Annotated in this window: 13 protein-coding genes; 9 read left to right on the top strand and 4 right to left on the bottom strand. The window is 65.0% G+C overall.

What is annotated here, in order from left to right:
* Positions 1-62: 62 nt before the first annotated feature.
* A complete protein-coding gene (locus tag ACQY5K_RS03570; protein ID WP_428120118.1) occupies positions 63-2,834 on the top strand; it encodes an N-6 DNA methylase in 2,772 nt (923 codons plus the stop codon).
* On the opposite strand, the gene ACQY5K_RS03565 is transcribed toward ACQY5K_RS03570, so the two are convergent.
* Positions 2,724-4,355, bottom strand: a complete 1,632-nt coding sequence (locus ACQY5K_RS03565; protein ID WP_428120116.1) for an RNA-guided endonuclease InsQ/TnpB family protein — start codon at positions 4,353-4,355, stop codon at positions 2,724-2,726. The genes ACQY5K_RS03570 and ACQY5K_RS03565 overlap by 111 nt on opposite strands.
* A gap of 246 nt (positions 4,356-4,601) precedes the next feature.
* On the opposite strand from ACQY5K_RS03565, the gene ACQY5K_RS03560 reads away from it, so the two are divergent.
* Positions 4,602-4,745 (top strand): hypothetical protein, encoded by a 144-nt coding sequence (locus ACQY5K_RS03560; protein WP_428120114.1) that lies wholly within the window; start codon positions 4,602-4,604, stop codon positions 4,743-4,745.
* A gap of 180 nt (positions 4,746-4,925) precedes the next feature.
* Positions 4,926-6,824, top strand: coding sequence for a cell wall-binding repeat-containing protein (locus ACQY5K_RS03555; RefSeq protein WP_428120112.1), 1,899 nt, complete (start codon positions 4,926-4,928; stop codon positions 6,822-6,824).
* 159 nt (positions 6,825-6,983) lie between these two features.
* Here ACQY5K_RS03555 and ACQY5K_RS03550 read toward each other — a convergent pair whose 3' ends face one another.
* Positions 6,984-7,160, bottom strand: a complete 177-nt coding sequence (locus tag ACQY5K_RS03550; protein ID WP_428120110.1) for a hypothetical protein — start codon at positions 7,158-7,160, stop codon at positions 6,984-6,986.
* Entirely contained in the window at positions 7,157-7,699 is a 543-nt protein-coding gene (locus ACQY5K_RS03545; protein ID WP_420443097.1) for a hypothetical protein, read from the bottom strand. The genes ACQY5K_RS03550 and ACQY5K_RS03545 overlap by 4 nt, the downstream gene beginning before the upstream one ends.
* 180 nt (positions 7,700-7,879) lie before the next feature.
* Between ACQY5K_RS03545 and ACQY5K_RS03540 the strand changes: the two genes are divergently transcribed.
* The 3 genes from ACQY5K_RS03540 to ACQY5K_RS03530 all read left to right on the top strand — a co-directional run bounded on the left by ACQY5K_RS03540 (position 7,880) and on the right by ACQY5K_RS03530 (position 16,299).
* Complete coding sequence (locus ACQY5K_RS03540; protein ID WP_428120108.1) at positions 7,880-12,739, top strand: RNA-guided endonuclease InsQ/TnpB family protein; 4,860 nt, start codon at positions 7,880-7,882, stop codon at positions 12,737-12,739.
* Between the two features lie 63 nt (positions 12,740-12,802).
* Positions 12,803-13,918, top strand: a complete 1,116-nt coding sequence (locus ACQY5K_RS03535; protein WP_428120106.1) for an LLM class flavin-dependent oxidoreductase — start codon at positions 12,803-12,805, stop codon at positions 13,916-13,918.
* Positions 13,915-16,299: a molybdopterin-dependent oxidoreductase gene (locus ACQY5K_RS03530; protein WP_428120104.1), complete on the top strand. Its 2,385-nt coding sequence runs from the start codon at positions 13,915-13,917 to the stop codon at positions 16,297-16,299. The genes ACQY5K_RS03535 and ACQY5K_RS03530 overlap by 4 nt, the downstream gene beginning before the upstream one ends.
* 52 nt (positions 16,300-16,351) lie before the next feature.
* Here the strand turns inward: ACQY5K_RS03530 and ACQY5K_RS03525 are convergent, their stop codons facing one another.
* A complete protein-coding gene (locus ACQY5K_RS03525; protein ID WP_428120102.1) occupies positions 16,352-17,041 on the bottom strand; it encodes a TIGR02453 family protein in 690 nt (229 codons plus the stop codon).
* Positions 17,042-17,152: 111 nt separating this feature from the next.
* On the opposite strand from ACQY5K_RS03525, the gene ACQY5K_RS03520 reads away from it, so the two are divergent.
* The 3 genes from ACQY5K_RS03520 to ACQY5K_RS03510 are packed head-to-tail and all read left to right on the top strand — an operon-like array spanning position 17,153 to position 19,261.
* Positions 17,153-17,407, top strand: coding sequence for a DUF6457 domain-containing protein (locus tag ACQY5K_RS03520; protein ID WP_428120100.1), 255 nt, complete (start codon positions 17,153-17,155; stop codon positions 17,405-17,407).
* Positions 17,408-17,465: 58 nt separating this feature from the next.
* A complete protein-coding gene (locus ACQY5K_RS03515; RefSeq protein ID WP_428120098.1) occupies positions 17,466-18,755 on the top strand; it encodes an O-acetylhomoserine aminocarboxypropyltransferase/cysteine synthase family protein in 1,290 nt (429 codons plus the stop codon).
* Complete coding sequence (locus ACQY5K_RS03510) at positions 18,752-19,261, top strand: CoA-binding protein (RefSeq protein WP_428120096.1); 510 nt, start codon at positions 18,752-18,754, stop codon at positions 19,259-19,261. The genes ACQY5K_RS03515 and ACQY5K_RS03510 overlap by 4 nt, the downstream gene beginning before the upstream one ends.

Here is a 19,261-nt window from a genome sequence, read left to right as displayed (position 1 = left end):
CACCACGCTCTTGTGCGGGCGGCATGCGCATGGCGATCCTCCCAATTCATGTGGTTGTTCGCATGAGGCGAGACATCCTTCGGTCAATGGCGGACCGCAGCAACCCCGAATCCGCTCCGCGTCGCTGGTGCGCGGTGCCCTACCGCGATGCTGCTACAGCTAATGTCCGTGAATACCGGGGCATCGCTGTGAGCACGGGTGCCGACTATGAGCCGTTGCTGAATGGGCGCCTTGCGGACCTGCTGCGGGGGTTCGGCATTGATGCCCGGGCTGAACAGCGACGCCACGGTTGCCAACTCGCTGTACGGGCCGAGGTTGACCATCTCGTTATCGCGCTGGAAGCCGAAATCGGCAACGAGAGCGGAGCTTGGGCCGATGCCGACGCTCGGCTGCGCCAGGCGTCGGCTGGCGAGATCGATGTTCACGAGGCGGTTGCCGTGGTGTACGCCGGCGATCTCACCGCGGCCGAGTTCGATGCTGACACGGCGCTGAGTTGGGCACTGTTGCCAGAAAGGACATTTACTTCGGGAAACGCTGCTTCCCTGGCTGCGGTATTGCGCCGAGTACCGCAGGACCACGGCGATCCTGATCGCATTGCCAAGTCATTGGACGTGGCCTTGGAACAGGCCGTCCAGATGCTCTCTGCGGCACAGCGAGCGCAATTGTGCGCTGCTTTGGACTTGCCGACAGCACGCATCGTCAATGGGCGCGAACGCGACGTGTCTGAGGCGGCGGCGAAGCGGGCACTCTTGGTCCTCGCCTGCGCAGCAATGTTCCATACGCGGCTCGACGACCACCTCGTCTTGGAAACTCGGCCCGCAGTCCACTCAGCCACGGACGAGCCGTACATGGGGCCGTGGCCGCCTGCGATGAATTCGGCATGCGTTGCATCATCCGACGTGGTCGGCGCGATCGAAGCCGCGTGGCAGGCGATTCTCGCCATTGACTACCGGCCGATCTTCGAATCGGCGTGCCGGGTCCTGCGGGCCCCAGCCCAGAATCCGCGCTGGACCGATGCGGTGCGCAAGGTTGCTGCGGCGGCCGAACGCGCTGCACGCCATGCGGCCGCTGCCCGCCATGACCTGCTTGGCCGCGTGTTCCACTGGTTGTTGGACACTGCCCGCTACGACGGTTCCTATTACACGTCTTCTGCGGCAGCAGCATTCCTCGCCGAATTGGCGATCCGGCCGGACGATCTGCCAAGGGATCTTTCGGGCTGGAGTGTGATCGACCCCGCATGCGGAACTGGGACGCTGCTGATGGCAGCGGCACAGCGAGTCCACGACATACGGGGCCAGGCCACGGCGGCGGCTGACGGTGTAAGGCTGATCGAAGAGTGCATCACGGGCCTCGACATCAACACTTCTGCCTGTCACATGGCTGCGACAACTCTCGGCCTGCTGTCACCGTCTACCCGGTTCCACAGTATGAACATTCGACGGATGCTGTTTGGGGTGCAGAACCCCGACGCAGTCCACGACTCCATGCTCGATGCACGGCTCGGGTCGCTCGAATTGCTTGATCCTAAGGCCGCCGATGTGAATGAAGTCGGACAAGGACGCCTAACGACCGTGCACTGGTCATCAGGGGAGCACATCGACACTGGGGAACCACTGGGCATCCCCGCCAACAGCCACCGCCTCGTGATCATGAACCCGCCGTACACCCGAGACAGTCTCCGTCACGATCAACTCGGCCCGCGGGCTGAGCGATCGATGAAAGCCCGTGAGAAGCGGCTTACCGAAGGACGATCTGGGCACGGGTCGTCGTCGGGCACGATGTTCATGGATCTCGGCGAGCATCTCGCGTCGCTCGACGAGAGCTCGACACTCGCGGTTGTGTTCCCGCTCGCAGGCGCCGCCGCGCCTTCCGCTTTGCCGATGAGGAAGCTGCTTGGGCAGTGGTTCCATGTGGAGTGGGTCATTGCGTCGCATGACTCACATCGACCGTGGTTCAGCGAGAACACCACAATTTCGGAAATGCTGATCGTGGCCCGACGGCATCCGGCCGATGCGGCTAATCGTCCGCCTACAAGGTTCGTGCGGTTGCGACGGAATCCGCGCACCGCCGCAGAAGCGATTCAAGTAGCCGCAGCACTCAACTCTGGTGACGGTGGTGGAGCGCGTCAGGCCGAAGTCACTTCGTGGCCCGCGCAGCGAATGGCCTCTGGCCGTTGGGCGCCGCTTGGCATCACCTCGGCGCATCTAACTGCGGTGGGCGAGGAGATCGCGGCCGGCGAGATGATGCCGGTTGCGTCGCTGGGAGGAATCGCGGCAGTTGGACCGGCCGGTCAGCGCATTCGAGACGCCTTCACCAAGCATCCGCTTGCAGACGCGCACGGCCGCCGCGCACTCTGGCACAACGACACTGGCACGATTCGGACCATGCGCGCTGGTACGGACTCCTACATTCATGCAAAGCCCGATAAGGCTGATCTCGCCGACTCATACTGGGCACAGCGTTCGCGTTTGCTGCTGGCGGCCAATCTGCGACTGAATACTGCTCGGTCCGTTGCCGTGCGGCTAGACCAACCTGCGGTGGGCTCGGGCTGGATCCCAATACGACCGCACGCACCGGACGGCGACGTCGAAATGTGGACAAAGGTTCTGGCTACATGGTTGAACTCGACGCTTGGCATCATCACCATCACTTCGGCGGCATCACCGAAGACGCTGTCGCGGCTCGCCTTGTCCCTCGATGCCATCCGATCGCTGCCGATTCCGTCAATGACTGCTTCCCAAGCGTCCGCCATGGCAGGGGCCTATGACCAGTGGGCAAGCCAGCCGTTTCAAGCATTGGCGAACGCAAATGAAGGGGCTTATATCGGGTGTTAGCCGTTTGTTTGTGAGGATCTCGGTAGCCGCTGGTGCGGTTGGGCTGGTTTCCCTCCGGCCCGGTCCTCTTTCGACGGCGAAGTCCCGCGCCGCCGGTTTGGTGTCCTGGTTGGCTGTGAGGGCTTGCCAGGAGAGTTCTTTCACGTTGCGGGCTGCGAGAGTGTCGGCGTTGCCGACGATCCCGCAGTCTTTGCACCAGTAGCTGGATTGGCTTTCTCTGGCTACTAGCGCACCGCATCGGTGGCAGAACATCGACGTGCCCGCGGCAGGGACGCGTATCACAAGGATTCCGCGTTTGACGCCGGCGCGTTCGAGGGTGGTGCGGATCCCGCCGAAGCGGGCGTCCGACAGTGCCCGGTTCAGGCCGCGTTTAGCGGCCACTCCTTTGCCGGGGTGTTCTTTGGTGCCTGCTGCTGAGGCGAGCATCCCGACGGTGTTGGTTCTCTCGACCCCGACCACGGACACACCCGGCGTGGACACGATCTCAGCAGCGATCTGGCCGGCGCTGTTGTCGCGCCGGTTCGTGCGCTTGGCGTGCAGGCCGCGCAGCTGCCGCGACAGCGTCCGCCAGCGACGCGACCCGTGATCGCAACGCGAGCGTTGCTGTTGCAGTTCCCGGATCTGTGTGTTGAGATCGGTTTCGTCGGCCATGTTCAGCATCCGACCGTCCGACAGCGCCATATGCTCCACCACCCCGGCATCAGCGCCGATCACCTCATCACGTGACTGGGGGGCTTGCACCGGTTCGGGATCGGTGCGGCGCAGCTGCACATGCATCACATATTTGCGATGCTGCGGGCGGGTGCGGACAGTGACTTTGCGGGTGGTGTCCACGATCTGTATCGCGCCGGTCCATTCGTGGCCCTCAGGCGGACGCCACCCGGGGTCAGCGAGCCGCAGCCGTTTGCCGCCCGGCAGCCGCACCGACCCGTCTGCGCCGAGGATCACTCCTCCGCGGTACACCAACGCAGCCGCGTTCGCGGGTTCGCTTTCGAACCGTTTGCGGGACCGGAACAGGCGACCGGTGCCCTGCTTGTTGTGCCGGTCTTGTCGCTGGCGGGCTTTGGCCAGCCTCGTCTCGCAATAACGGACCTCGCCGGCTGCGGTCTTGCGCAGCTTCCCTTTCGAGTTCACCGCCCCGCGCACCGCCGAAGCTGACCGGTGCTCACCTGCAGCGTCGAGCTCTGCTGCCGCGAGCCGCACTGCCCAGAACACCACACTGCGCTCCAGACGGCCACGGGCCTTGTCCCATTTGAGGACAGCGTCGCGGCCCGCTTCGATCCCCGGACGCTGCAACGCAACCGGCACCTCGCCTGGCATACGGCCGCTCGCACGGTCCGCTGTCAACAGTTTGTGAAGATCGAACTTCGACGGCACCCGGTTGCCTGACTCGACCGCTTCGAGACACAAACCCACACCGCGATTGAACGCCTGACGCTGCTCACCCAGCAACAACCAGATGCTGAGCCGATCCCTCCGACCGCTCAACCGCACCGGCACACGCACCGTCACATACGACACCACCCGAACATAAACAGCACCCCCACCCGGTGGAACGGCTAACACCCGATATAAGCCCCAATCGAAGCCATCAGAGAGACTGCAAGCCGATCACGGCGATTGCTCTGAGGGAGCGTCCGAAGAGCCGGTGTGCATATTCAAGATCACGGCTGAACACCGGAGGCATCAGATGAGCAACGAGTCGCATTCACACTGGACGCTTAGATACGCTGCGGGCGCTGTTGTGCTGGCGGTGACGCTGGGCGCGTGCTCTGCCTCGAGCAACGGCAGCCCGCAACCCCCGACCGATCCGGTGCCCTCCGAGTCAGCGCCTGCCGTCACGGAGCGATCGCCGGTAACTACGACAACATCGACGGCAGTCAGTTCGCCGGCAGCGACGACACCAACTGACACCACCCTGCCTCGTGTCGCCCAGCTGCCAGATGAGATCCCCGTCACGGTCGAGCCGGCAGGGAACGCCAAGACGAGCAACGGCAACTGACCTGCTGCTGGTCGACTACACCTGGCAATCCACGCCAGGGAGTGCCACACCCCGTTGGGAGAATGAGTCCAACCGGAAAAGGGAACACAATGCCCCAGCAAGCCCGAAACAACCGAGCAAACCACCCCGCCAACCGCGCTCTTGCGGCGATGGCCGCAGCCGTGCTGCTGTCAGTCGTGCCGCTAGTTGCTCACGCCGGGGCTGCGCCTGATGATCTTGCGTCCGTCCAAGTCGTGCGCTACGGCGGCGCTGATCGCTATGCGACGTCGTTGGGGATTGCTGAGGCGTTCGCCGCCGAAGCGGACGGATCTTTGGACACCGTGGTGATGGTGTCGGGTGTGCATTGGACTGACGCTGTAGTGGCTGCGTCGGTGGCGGGCCGTTTCGACGCGCCGGTGCTGATGACCCCGCCGGATCGGCTGCTCGGCGACACGCTCGTGTGGCTGTCCAACGTCGGCGTCGAGCGCGTTGTCGTGGTCAGCGCTGACCCGCCTGACCGTGATCCGACGGTCAGCGCTGATGTCACTGATGCGCTCCGGCTCGGCGGCTTCGACGTGGAGCGGGTGTCGGGCAACGACCAGTACCGCACCGGCGTGGCCGCAGCGCAGAGGCTGGGCGGGGCAGGCGGACTCGCCCGTTTCGGTCCGACCGCGATCATCGCATCGGGCGAAGTGTTCGCCGATGCGCTTGTCGCCGGCCCGCTTGCCGCCAAGAACAGACTGCCGCTGTTGCTCACACCCAAGATGGGGCTGCATCCCGACGTTTCTGAGTATCTGACCGACGCGGGCGTCAAGCGTGTCGTGTTGATGGGCGGCACTGCTGCGCTGTCCGCTGACGTCCAGAGCGGCATCGAAGCGCTGGGCATCATCGTGGACCGCATGGCCGGAGCCACCCGGTTCGAGACCGCCACGAAGTTCGCCGCCTATGCCGCCCGTCACGGCGGCGACTGCTGGGCCGACGATGAGGTCGGGCTGGCTCGAGCGTTCCTGCCGTTCGACTCGTTCAGCGCCGCTCCGCTGCTCGCCCAACTGTGCGCCCCAGCGGTGCTCACCGACCCGGCTGCGATCCCCGACACGACCACTGAGTTCCTCAACGAAGCCCGTCAAGGTCACGAGCGGATCACGCTGCGGGTGTTCGGCGGCGACGCCGCCGTGTCCCAGGACGCCATCGACACCTATCTCGACGCGACCGAGCCGACAGCCGACGGCAACTACAAAAACCGTTCAGAGAACAGCGTGCTGCCCGCGACCGACCGGTACTTCATCGACCACGACGAAGCCGCGGCACTGTTCCCGGGCTGCCCACCGCCGCCGTCAACGACGAACCAGAACACCCTTCGTTTCCGACGCGAACTGCAAGAGCGCTACGCGGGCTTCGACACCGAGATCACCACCGGCCCGTTCGGAAGCACGACCATCGACTTCACCACTGGCTGGTGGACCGACGACGCGCTCCGGTTCGTCTACGGCCCGACCTATCCCGAAATCGACGTCGCATGGGCCAAACAGAACATCACGATGTGGGCATGGAACCAGATCGGGTTCGGCTGGCGCGCACAATTTGCGGCAATCCCGGGGGAGAAGCACGTCTCGGCTGACGGTTTCCGAGGCGTCTACGAGCGCATCGTGCTCGACGGCTACGACGAATCCGTCAGCGCCCATGAGTACGTCCATCACCTCGGTGCTCATCGGGCGCGCCGAGTCGACATCGACAACGACAAGGCGTGGATCGCTGACGGCGGGCAACTGCTGTGGAATTGGGCCGGGTTCATGCACGCCTTCCCGCCGGTCGATCGTGAGCCTGCCGCGTGGGGGATGCAAACCCTGCTGACCACCCGTCACGCCTCGTGTGTGGCCCGTGAGACTCTGAAACTCTGCGACGCACCGTTCTCCGCTGCCACGTCGCCGCATCTGCGCAACGACGAGCACGCCTCGCCGCTGGGGATCGCGCTGTGGAACCTTGTGTGCGGGGAGCACCCGCAGACCTAACGGGACTGTTCAGCAGAGCCTTCCGCAATGGGGCCGGTTGCGGAAGGCTCGACGCTAGGCGCCGACAGGCTCAGCGGGGATGCCGACTCGTTCCTCGATGCGAGCCACCCGTTCCCTGACTCTGGGCTCCATCCATGGCGTAGCCGCTCGGCTGCGCCCTCAACCGGAGGCCAGGTTCCGAACGTTCTTGCGATTCCGAACGCGCTGGATGTGCCCCAGTACCCGCCTCCACAAAGACGGTATTCCGAAGTCGAATATCAGCCCGCGGCTGACGTCAGCACTCGGGAAGAGCGCTTCTTGCTCATTGGGCGACGCTTCCAGGTCCACGAAATTCACCGTAACACCGTAACCAAAATGGCTGCGACCACGTAGACGACCAAGAGTGTGAGGGCTGCTTGGGCGCCAACCAAGCGTTGCGTCCAACGCACGATGCGCTCGTTGTGATTGAAGTGCCCCAGGAACGCACCTACGAGGTGGCGTTGCAGGCGCGGCAGTGCGTTGACGGTGCCAGGGAAATCCGTCAGCACGTCGAACTCGGCGATTTCTCTCCAGTGTCTCGCAGCGGTGTGAGTCTTGATCCAGAAAACGCCGTTGACGAGCGCGGCCACCACGAAGACAACAGCAATGAATGCCAACCATCCCGACTGCAGGCCCATAGCAGTCTCCGTGTCGGCCCCCTCCGACCGGAATGCGGGAGCGACGGAAACGGCGGTCACGAAGATTGCCGTCATGGCGAGGAACCCAGCGACGATCATCTGGGATTGCCGCTGGGCACTAACAAGGCGGGCATCCTGCTTGTTGCGGATCTCCCGGACCTCAGTGAGGACTTGCCCCCACGCGAGAGCCGCATCGCTGTCAGTTGGGCCGTTTGACACGGCACATCTCGCTGATCTGGTCTGAAATCAGAGCAACGATCACGATCTCAGTTTCCCAGCCCGACCCCATGTGCCTCAACCTAACGGTCTTCACCTGGTCGCTGATCGGCAGGCCCTTGGGGTGCGGCGAACGGGCCGATGCCCATATTCGACGGTATGTCTCTACGTCGGAGGTCTCCGATGGATGCCATTGCCGAAAACCCCGTCGACAACACGACCCGCTGGCGTTTTGTCGTCGCGGCGCTGTTCGTCATAGCTGGCGCGGCCGTAGCAGCGGTCTTGCTGGACAGCGAACCGGCTGCGGCGCACGATCCGACGTGCGGACTCTGGGGATGCCAACACACCGACCATCCCCCGCCACCGCCGCCACCGTCTTGTCAGCCATGGCCCAACTGCAACCAAAACCCCCCACCGCCACCACCACCACCGCCACCGCAATGCCCCGTCGGCACAACAGGCACCCCGCCGAACTGCGCACCTGTCGAAGACGACGATGAGGAATTCGACGAAGACTTGGAAGACGACGATGACCAGCCGACGTACAGCCCTGATGACACGGCGTCGGGCCGTTGCGGAGGCAGCGATGTCGAGGAGACCGGCTCGAACGGGAACACGGTCTGCCGCCCTTTGACCGATGAGGAACTCGAGGATGACGAAGGCAACACGCGGGTGCAGTGCATCCGCCGCGACGGCGAGCTGCACACGACGACGTTCTTGGCGCTTGACCCGCCGGGCTGTCCCTCCGGAAGTGTGGGTCCTGCCACGAGCGAAACCACCAGCGATGAGTTCTGGCAGGACGTGTGGGACGACAGGTGCGTCGCCGAGGGCGGCGGCGGTTGGGACGCGGCGCTGAATGGCGGCGCTGGCGGCTGCACCGGACTGGTCGACTCTGACGGCAACAACCAGCACCCATGCTTCGACGGCGAAGCATGGGTTCTGGTCGATGCCGACACAGAAGGCTGCGGCGTCAGCCAGTGCCCAGTGCCGGGTGATCTCGGCAACTTCATCGAGGGCACTAACGGCATGTGGGACGAGGAGACTCAGACCTGCGGTGGCGGTGGCGGTGGATCAACTACCCCGGGGAACAGCGACACTCCAGGAGGCACGGTCGACACAGAGTTGTGCCACGACAACGTTTACCGGCCTGCTGGCACCTGCCCGACGCCGCCACCGGGCTACACGCCGCCGCCGACTGAGCCGCGTCCGGGCAATCTGCTGGCCTGCCGCTCGAGTTCGACGGTGCGCCTTTCATGGTCAGCAGTGACGGTCTCGAACCCGCAGGTCGGCTATGCGCTTGACGGCTGGCAGGTCGAGTGGGGCGTGCAGGGTTCCGCATTGACTAGCACCGATGATCTCGTTGCGGCAGAGCGTGCCTACAGTCGCACGCTGTCGACGACGAGTGCGTGGACGCTCACGCTCACGCCGATGCTGGAGTCCGGCACAGCCGGGATGCACTCAAGTTCGATCAACATTCCGACGGGCAACCCGACCTCTGGTCAGTGCCCTGTGCTTCCGCTGCCGATTCCGACTGTCACTGCGTGCCGTTCCGCTGCGGGCATCGAAGTCGAATGGACCGTGCCATCAGGCACATGGGGTACTGGCACCGGCTGGATCATGGACGTGAACGTATGGCTCGGCGGGAACAACATCAGCACATATCTGTCCGCGTTCAGCGCCAACAACTACAACCCGATCCCGTGGGCTGACCGTTCGGCGACGCTGACGATCCCAGACGGAACGGGGATCATGATCACTCTGCTCGCGTTCGACGTTGGGCCTCCAGGCCAGTACGGCACACAGAGACAGACAACCGCAGAAGCGAATCCTGAACCGGGCTGCGGAGGTACGCCGACCCCAGCTGCACCGGGCATTGTCCCTGACCCGGGTCCGACTCTCGCATGCACCACCACGTCGCTCTCGGGCACGTTCACCGGATGGGATGACGCCGCTCCGACTGACTGGGAACGCGAAGCCGAATACGAGGTGCGGTACCGCCGCAACGGCACCACCGGCACATGGACCTATGCGACGGTGGGAACGAATCCGTCCGGCGACTTCACGATCAACGGCAACTCTGACCCGGGGTACGAACTCGAAGTTCAGACCCGCGGCCGCGGCCGCCACCGCCAGCAAGTGAGCGGCGTGTGGAGTTCGTGGTCCAACTGGGGTCCGTGGAGCAACTGGCACACCGACACGACCAGCACATGCCCTGTTCCGCCGCCGAGCGCACCAGCGGGGCTGCCGGACCCATCGCCGTCGCTGGTCTGCGGATCTGCACAGTTCACAGGCATGTTCACCGCATGGGCTGACAGCGCGCCGACGAACTGGGAGCGTGAGGACCGCTACGAAGTCGAGTATCTGAACACCTCGTCGGTATGGACAGCAGCAACCATGTCCCGTGTCGGCAACGCCGTGACCTTCACAGGGCCGTCCGATCCGAACAACGTCGTGCAGACCCGAGTACGAGGACAAGGCCGTCAGCGTCAGCAGATCAACGGCACATGGTCGCCGTGGTCATCGTGGGGAGCATGGGGTTCGCTGCACACCCACGACACCCCGACCTGCCCCGCTGCGCCGCCTCCGACGACACCGGCTCCGCCTGCCGCTTTGCCCGCTCCGACTGTGAGCCTGCCGTGCACAAGCGCGGGCTTCTCCGGCATGTTCACCGGGTGGGCAGCGGGAGCAGCAGCGAACTGGGAACGCGAGCACGAGTACGAGGTCGAGTACCGCCACTCGGGCAGCAACCCGCTCGCCCCATGGCAGACAGCGACTGTCACGTCACTGTCGGGTGATCGCGTGCAAGTCGACGGGCCGGTCGACCCAGGGCACACGATCGAGGTCCGAATCCGAGGCCGAGGCCAGCATCGCAACCAAGTCGGCGGCGTGTGGTCATCGTGGTCGGGCTGGGGCCCATGGAGCGGCTGGAACACCTACACGACCGGCACCTGCTCAGGCACGATCGGGACGACCCCGCCGGCACCGGCCATGCCGACGATCACGTGCCTCAGCGCGACAGCGACGAGCGCCAGGGTGTCGATGCCTGTCACCGGGTCCACCGGCCTGCGCGAAGTGCGCTACCTGGTGCGCTGGTACGAGGGTCACGCAGTCATCGCGACACAGGTTCAGCATGACTTGCTGATCGGCCCGTTCGCCAGCAGCGCACCTCAGACGTTGACGCTCACGGTCGGCACTGACATCGCTGCGCTGTTCGACGTCGTGAGCGTGCGGGTCTACGCGCAGCAGCGCACCAAGCCCAACGTTTGGGGCTTATATCGGGTGTTAGCCGTTCCACCGGGTGGGGGTGCTGTTTATGTTCGGGTGGTGTCGTATGTGACGGTGCGTGTGCCGGTGCGGTTGAGCGGTCGGAGGGATCGGCTGAGCATCTGGTTGTTGCTGGGTGAGCAGCGTCAGGCGTTCAATCGCGGTGTGGGTTTGTGTCTCGAAGCGGTCGAGTCAGGCAACCGGGTGCCGTCGAAGTTCGATCTTCACAAACTGTTGACAGCGGACCGTGCGAGCGGCCGTATGCCAGGCGAGGTGCCGGTTGCGTTGCAGCGTCCGGGGATCGAAGCGGGCCGCGACGCTGTCCTCAAATGGGACAAGGCCCGTGGCCGTCTGGAGCGCAGTGTGGTGTTCTGGGCAGTGCGGCTCGCGGCAGCAGAGCTCGACGCTGCAGGTGAGCACCGGTCAGCTTCGGCGGTGCGCGGGGCGGTGAACTCGAAAGGGAAGCTGCGCAAGACCGCAGCCGGCGAGGTCCGTTATTGCGAGACGAGGCTGGCCAAAGCCCGCCAGCGACAAGACCGGCACAACAAGCAGGGCACCGGTCGCCTGTTCCGGTCCCGCAAACGGTTCGAAAGCGAACCCGCGAACGCGGCTGCGTTGGTGTACCGCGGAGGAGTGATCCTCGGCGCAGACGGGTCGGTGCGGCTGCCGGGCGGCAAACGGCTGCGGCTCGCTGACCCCGGGTGGCGTCCGCCTGAGGGCCACGAATGGACCGGCGCGATACAGATCGTGGACACCACCCGCAAAGTCACTGTCCGCACCCGCCCGCAGCATCGCAAATATGTGATGCATGTGCAGCTGCGCCGCACCGATCCCGAACCGGTGCAAGCCCCCCAGTCACGTGATGAGGTGATCGGCGCTGATGCCGGGGTGGTGGAGCATATGGCGCTGTCGGACGGTCGGATGCTGAACATGGCCGACGAAACCGATCTCAACACACAGATCCGGGAACTGCAACAGCAACGCTCGCGTTGCGATCACGGGTCGCGTCGCTGGCGGACGCTGTCGCGGCAGCTGCGCGGCCTGCACGCCAAGCGCACGAACCGGCGCGACAACAGCGCCGGCCAGATCGCTGCTGAGATCGTGTCCACGCCGGGTGTGTCCGTGGTCGGGGTCGAGAGAACCAACACCGTCGGGATGCTCGCCTCAGCAGCAGGCACCAAAGAACACCCCGGCAAAGGAGTGGCCGCGAAACGCGGCCTGAACCGGGCACTGTCGGACGCCCGCTTCGGCGGGATCCGCACCACCCTCGAACGCGCCGGCGTCAAACGCGGAATCCTTGTGATACGCGTCCCTGCTGCGGGCACGTCGATGTTCTGCCACCGATGCGGTGCGCTAGTAGCCAGAGAAAGCCAATCCAGCTACTGGTGCAAAGACTGCGGGATCGTCGGCAACGCCGACACTCTCGCAGCCCGCAACGTGAAAGAACTCTCCTGGCAAGCCCTCACAGCCAACCAGGACACCAAACCGGCGGCGCGGGACTTCGCCGTCGAAAGAGGACCGGGCCGGAGGGAAACCAGCCCAACCGCACCAGCGGCTACCGAGATCCTCACAAACAAACGGCTAACACCCGATATAAGCCCCCAAATGAAGATCGCACTCGTATCGGCTTGGACAACGCCGTCGCTGCCACATTTGGTCTCACGTCAGATCGCGTTGCGCTGGCGAGATCCGAGCTGGCCAGCGAGCCCTCGGTGGGTGGAACGTCGTAGGTCCGTCCCGTATTCTCAGATCGGTGATGTTGAGCCGGTCCTATGCTGATGGTCACTGACGCCACTCGGTGCGTGTTGTCAGCCAAAGCACACAAATTCGTAACCTGATGACGTGATCCTGGGCCATTCGATGCCGCTGTCGGTGCTGGACTTGGCGACCGTTTCCGAAGGCGGCACGAGCGCGCAGGCGCTGGCGGAGACCACGGAATTGGCCCGCGCCGCCGACCGGCTCGGCTACGAGCGGTTCTGGGTGGCCGAGCATCACAACATCGACACCGTTGCGAGCACGTCGCCGGCCGTGCTCATTGCGCACCTGGCCGCACACACCGAGCGGATCAAGCTGGGCTCGGGCGGCGTGATGCTGCCCAACCACAGCCCCGCTGTGCTAGCCGAACAGTTCGCAATGCTCGAAGCGCTGCATCCGGGCCGCATCGACCTAGGTGTCGGGCGAGCACCCGGCAGCGATCGCATCACGGCTGCGGCGGTACGCGGACCCGACCCTGATGGCGCTGTGCCAGACCCGTGGCAGGTGGACGAGTTCCCCAGCCATCTCCTTGATCTGATGGCATACCTGGGCGACGTTCGAACCGCCGAAGGGCCGTGGGCCGATTTCCGAGCGACGCCGAGGGCTACCTCGGAACCGTCAGTGATGCTGCTGGGATCCAGCGGTTACTCGGCCCAGCTCTCGGGGTACCTGGGCCTGCCATTCGCATTCGCGCACCATTTCGACGGCGGAGGCGTGCTGGGCGCTCTCGACCTGTACCGGCAGCGCTTCCAGCCATCGCCCGTGCTCGACGAGCCCTATGTGATCGTCAGCGTGGGTCTGGTGGCCGCAGCCGATGCCGACACGGCTCGCTATCACGCCGCACCGTCGCTGCTGCGGCGGTTGGGCATCCGCACTGGCAGGTTCTGGCCGTTGCTGTGTCCTGACGAGGCGATGTCGCATCCGGAATGGCAGCGCGCCGCGACGATGCCGACGAATGCCATCGTCGGCGATCCCGACACGGCCGTGGCTGGATTGGTCGAATTGGCTTCGGCTACCGGGGCAGACGAGTTGATGATCCACACGTCAACATTTGGGCTGCCGGAGCGAATCACCAGCCTCGAACTGCTGGCCGAGGCGTGGGAACAGCGGGTGAACGAACCCAGCGATGCGACATCGAAGCGCGGCGGCGCCGTTGCCATGCCGGCACATGGGCCTGGGAGTGCTGGAACGGCGGCATCGTGAGCGACGGTACGGCGCCAATCCCCGGCGTCAGGACCACGGCGATGGGAACGCACTTCGGGTCGTTCTTGGTGGACTCACGAGACGGCGAGGTGCTGGCGGTGCGCGGCCATCCGACCGATCCCGAGCCGTCGCACTTGGGCGAGTCGCTGCGGCACTTCGGCGAGAATCGTGTGATGCGTCCTGCTGTTCGGCAGTCGTGGCTGCGCGACGGACCTGGGACGGCCACTCATCTGCGAGGCAGCGAGCCGTTCGTCGAAGTGGACTGGGACACGGCGCTGGAACTGGTGGCGGCGGAGCTGACCCGCGTTCGTGACGACCACGGCCATTCTTCGGTCTTCGGCGGGTCCTACGGGTGGGGATCGGCGGGCCGCTTCGGGCTGGCGTCGAGCCAACAGCACCGCTTTATGCGCTTCTTCGGCGGCTGCACCGACCAGAAGGGCACTTATTCGTCTGCGGCAGCCGAGGCGATCTTTCCCTACATGCTGGGGATGGGCTACCACGCCGGGATTGCGCGTCAAACCTCGTGGTCGGTCGTCTGCAAGCACACCGAATTGTTCGTGTGCTTCGGCGGCATGCGCGCCTCCAACAACCACGTCACCTACGGCGGTCAGGGCCCGCACCATCACAACGACTGGGTGGCCCGAGCGACCAAAGCGGACGTGGAGTTCGTGAACGTCGGACCGCTGCGTGACGACTTCGACAAGGAGGCGGATGCTCGTTGGCTCCCGATACGACCTGGCACCGATGTGGCGCTCATGGCGGGGATCATTCACACCCTGGTTACCGACGGGCTCGCCGATGAGGAGTTCCTGACGACGTACTGCTCGGGGTGGGATCGGCTGCGGGCACATGTGTTCGGCGAAGGCCTGGCAGCAGCCTGCGGCGACTGGCGCGGCCCTACGCCATGGGCTGATGCGGTCGACTACGACACGCCCAAGACGGCGCAGTGGGCGGCGGAGGTGACGGGCGTCGACGCTGGTGACATCGTCGAACTGGCGCACGAGATGGCCCGCAAGCGGACCCTCGTCAACCTGAGCCTGTCCACGCAACGGGCTCACCATGGCGAGCAGCCGTACTGGATGGCGCTCGCACTGGCGTGCGCCCTCGGCCAGGTCGGCCTGCCCGGCGGAGGATACGTCTTCAGCTTCGGCACCCAGGGCAACACCGGCGCGGGGCAGACACGCGCTCGCATCCCGGGGCTTCCGGTGCCCATGCGCCAGCCCGGACCCCCGACGATTGCGGTGTCACGCATCACCGAGATGTTGGAAGGGCCGCGGGAGCCGTTCGACTTCGACGGGCGCAAGGGACGCTTTCCCGATGTGCGGCTCGTGTACTGGTCGGGCGGCAACCCGTTCCATCACCACCAGGATCTGAACCGCCTGATGCGGGCGTGGCAGCGACCCGAGACGATCATCGTCCAGGAACCGTTCTGGTCGCCTATCGCACGCCGTGCCGACATCGTGCTGCCAGCGACGACGCCGCTCGAACGCAACGACATCGGCGGCGCCGAGACGATGTTGATCGCCATGGCAGCAGTGGCCGAGCCGGTGGGGGAGGCGCGGGACGACTACTGGATCTTCGCCCGTCTTGCTGAACGGTTGGGCTTTGGCGAACAGTTCACCGAGGGCCGCACGACGGACGAGTGGGTGGAGGTCATCTACGAGATTCACCGCGCAGCGGATCCCCAGGCGCCGTCGTACGAAGAGTTCCGGCGTGAGGGCTACGTGATGGTGCCCGGAATGGCGTTGATGGGTGACCCGGAGCAGATCTTTTTGGAAGCGTTCCGTGCAGATCCCGTCGGCAAGCCGCTGCGTACTCCGAGCGGTCGAATCCAGCTTTGGAACGACACGATCGCCGAGTACGGCTACGACGACTGTCCACCGCATCCGGCGTGGATGGAGCCGTTCGAACGGTTGGGCGGAACCCGCAGCGATCGCTGGCCGCTGCACGTGGTGTCGAATCAGCCCCGAGCGCGCTTGCACAGCCAGTTCGACCATGCAGCGCCCAGTCAGGCAACGAAGGTGGCAGGTCGCGAACCAGTGCGGATGCATCCCGATACCGCAGCCGTGCGCGGCATTGGTGACGGCGACGTGGTCCGTCTGTTCAACGACCGCGGGGCAACGCTGGCCGGAGCAGTGCTCGACGACGCGGTGATGCTGGCGGTGGTGCAGCTGTCGACCGGGGCTTGGTACGACCCTGCACCCGATGGCACTTGCCGTGCAGGCAATCCCAACACGCTTACCGCCGACGTCGGCACCAGCCGCTTGGGCCAAGGTCCGTCGGCGCACACCTGTCTCGTCGACGTCGAACGCTTCGAAGGCCCGCCGCCGCCTGTCGAGTCCTACACACCGCCACAGATCGTGACGCTCGACGATCGCTGAGCACACACGAGCCCGAAATGCCCATCGTTGCGAGCTGGCGTCAACGGCAGCTCTAGAAGTCGAGCCCGACGGCGCCACACAGGAACGTCATGAGCGGGCGAGTCTCGCGGCACCAGTCGGCGATCTGAGACGGGAACGCCGGATCGAATGCTTTGCTGTGATCGAAGTCGCGTACTGCGATGAAGCTCTTGCGCTTGAGGTCCTCGATCATCGGGTGATCGATGGACCAGTCCCGTGGCGCACGCTTGAGCCGGTCACCTTCCATCCGCCAACCATCGGTTTGACACCTGTCCCGAGCGAGGGTCCACACGTCAGGGTGATCGTCGATTGCCGCCCGATACCCAGCCAGTGCCTCTCGATCCGGCATCCAGCTGCCGGCGCCGAAGAAACACGAGTCCACCGCAAGATGGACGTAGTAGCCCGGTGCGTGGACGTCGTTGGCCCGAACGTGGCGGAACTGGATGCCTACGTTGGTCTTGTACGGGGTCTTGTCCGCAGAGAAGCGGGTGTCTCGGAACACGCGCATCAGGGATCCGCCGACTTTGCGGTCTCGTGCCGTCATGTGCAGCGAGATCTCCTCCAGCATGGGCCGCACAGCCCGCACGAGGTCGAACGCGGGCTCTCGAACATCTTCCTCGTAGCGTTCTCGGTTGACGTCGAACCACTCCCGGGTGTTGTTGGCTTCAAGTTCTTCCAAGAACTCGTACAGCTCGGGTCCGAAGATGCCCTCGTCGTTGCTCATAGCGGTCCCCTGTGGTGTGCGCAATCTGGTCGCTCGCACCGTATCGATCCGATTCGCCGACTGGCCGGCGTTCTTGGGAACGTCTTGACCCGTCATACGTACGCTGGGGTCATGAGTGACGAGACGGGTTCGCAACCGCCGGACACGACGGCGCAGCAGTGGCTGGCGGGCTTTGCAGATGTGATCGGTGCGCCCGCGCCGGGCGAGGATGTCATAGAGGCACTCTTGGACCTCGCGGGCGTCGCGGCACACGACTCCGAACGGATCGCTGCGCCGATTGCCTGTTGGATGGCGGGTATCGCCAGTGTCGAACCAGCCGAGGCGCTCGAACGTGCCCGGCAGTACGCCGCTGGCCGGCCTCGCTGAGCCGAGCCGCGGAACGGGCGAACTCACTGGGCCAAGAGCCCGTCGTAGGCTGGAACCGATGACCGATCACCAGTTCGGGTTTCGAACCCGAGCACTGCACGCCGGGGGCCGGCCCGATCCGGCAACGGGCGCACGAGCGGTGCCCGTGTACCAGTCCACGAGCTTTGTGTTCGAGGACACAGCGGACGCCGCCGACCTGTTTGCACTCCAGAAGTACGGGACCATCTACACCCGTATCTCGAACCCCACGGTCAACGCGTTCGAAGAGCGCGTGGCCAGTCTCGAGGGTGGCATCGGTGCGGTAGCCGCAGCGTCCGGCATGGCGGCCGAATTCCTCACCGCGGCGGCACTGTGCGAGGCGGGCGACAACCTCGTCACCTCGTCGGCGCTCTATGGCGGTACGCACACGATGTTCGACGTGACGCTCGGGCGCTTCGGCATCGACGCCCGATTCATCGACGGCGATGACATTGACGCCTACGCGTCGGCCATCGATGACCGCACGAAGTTCTGTTACACCGAGATTGTCGGCAACCCGTCGGGCTCGATCCCGGACCTGACGGCAATCGCCGAGGTGGCGCATGCGCATGGTCTGCCGCTAGTCGTCGACTCGACGTTCGCCACGCCATACCTGTGCCGACCGATGGAGCATGGCGCGGACATCGTGCTGCACTCAGCCACCAAGTTCATCGGCGGGCACGGCAACTCCATCGGCGGCGTCGTCAGCGAATCGGGACGCTTCGACTGGGGCAGCGGGCGGTTCCCGAACATGACCGAACCCGTGCCCAGCTACAACAACATGAAGTTCTGGGAGAACTTCGGCGAGTTCGCGTTCTGCACCAAGCTCCGGGTCGAACAGCTCCGAGACATCGGTGCCTCGATGTCTCCGTTGAATGCCTTCCTGCTGCTCCAAGGGCTTGAGACCCTTCCGCAGCGCATGGACTGCCACGTCGCCAACGCACAAGCGGTCGCCGAGCACCTCGAGGCGCATCCAGCGGTGACGTGGGTCCGCTACTCGGGGCTCGACAGCTCGCCGTACCGAGAGCTCGCCCGCCGGTACATGCCACAGGGGCCGGGAGCGATCTTCACTTTCGGGGTCAAGGGCGGTCGCGAAGCCGGCGCCGACTTCATCGAGGCGCTGCAGATGATCAGCCATCTGGCCAACGTTGGTGACGCCCGCACGCTGGTGATCCACCCGGCGTCCACAACCCACCAGCAGCTCTCCGACGAGGCGCTGGCCGCGGGTGGCGTCGGCGCTGACATGATCCGGCTGTCGGTGGGGCTCGAAGATCTCGACGACATTCTCTGGGACCTCGATCAGGCCCTGGCAAAGGCGGTGCCCGCATGACGATCCTCCACGAGCCTGTCGAAGGCTGGACCGAACCGGGGGCCGCCGATCGTCTCGCGCTGATGGAGCACACCGAAACGGTCGCGATGGTGGGAGTGTCGGCCAACCCGGCCCGACCGTCCAACTTCGTTGCGACCTACTTGCTCAGCTCCAGCACTGACTTCGACGTGTATTTCGTGAATCCGGTGGCTGACGAGATTCTGGGCCAGCCGTGCTACCCGAGCCTCGCGGACCTGCCGCTTGTGCCCGATCTCGTGGACGTGTTCCGCCGACCAGCGGACCTGCCCGGTGTTGCTTCCGAAGCCATCGACATCGGTGCCAAGGCGTTCTGGGTGCAACTCGGGCTGTGGAGCCCCGAAGCCGCACACCTTGCGAACGAGGCCGGCCTTGACGTCGTCATGGATCACTGTCTCAAGATCGAGCACGCCCGCTTCCACGGCGGGCTGCACCTGTCGGGATTCGACACCGGCGTCGTCGACTCCCGCCGCTCCCGGCGCAGGCACTGA

The sequence above is a fragment of the Candidatus Poriferisodalis sp. genome, assembly GCF_965262965.1.
Lineage (GTDB): Bacteria > Actinomycetota > Acidimicrobiia > Acidimicrobiales > Poriferisodalaceae > Poriferisodalis.
The sequence above is the reverse complement of the archived record's forward strand: the minus strand, read 5'-3'. Positions and strand labels throughout refer to the sequence as shown.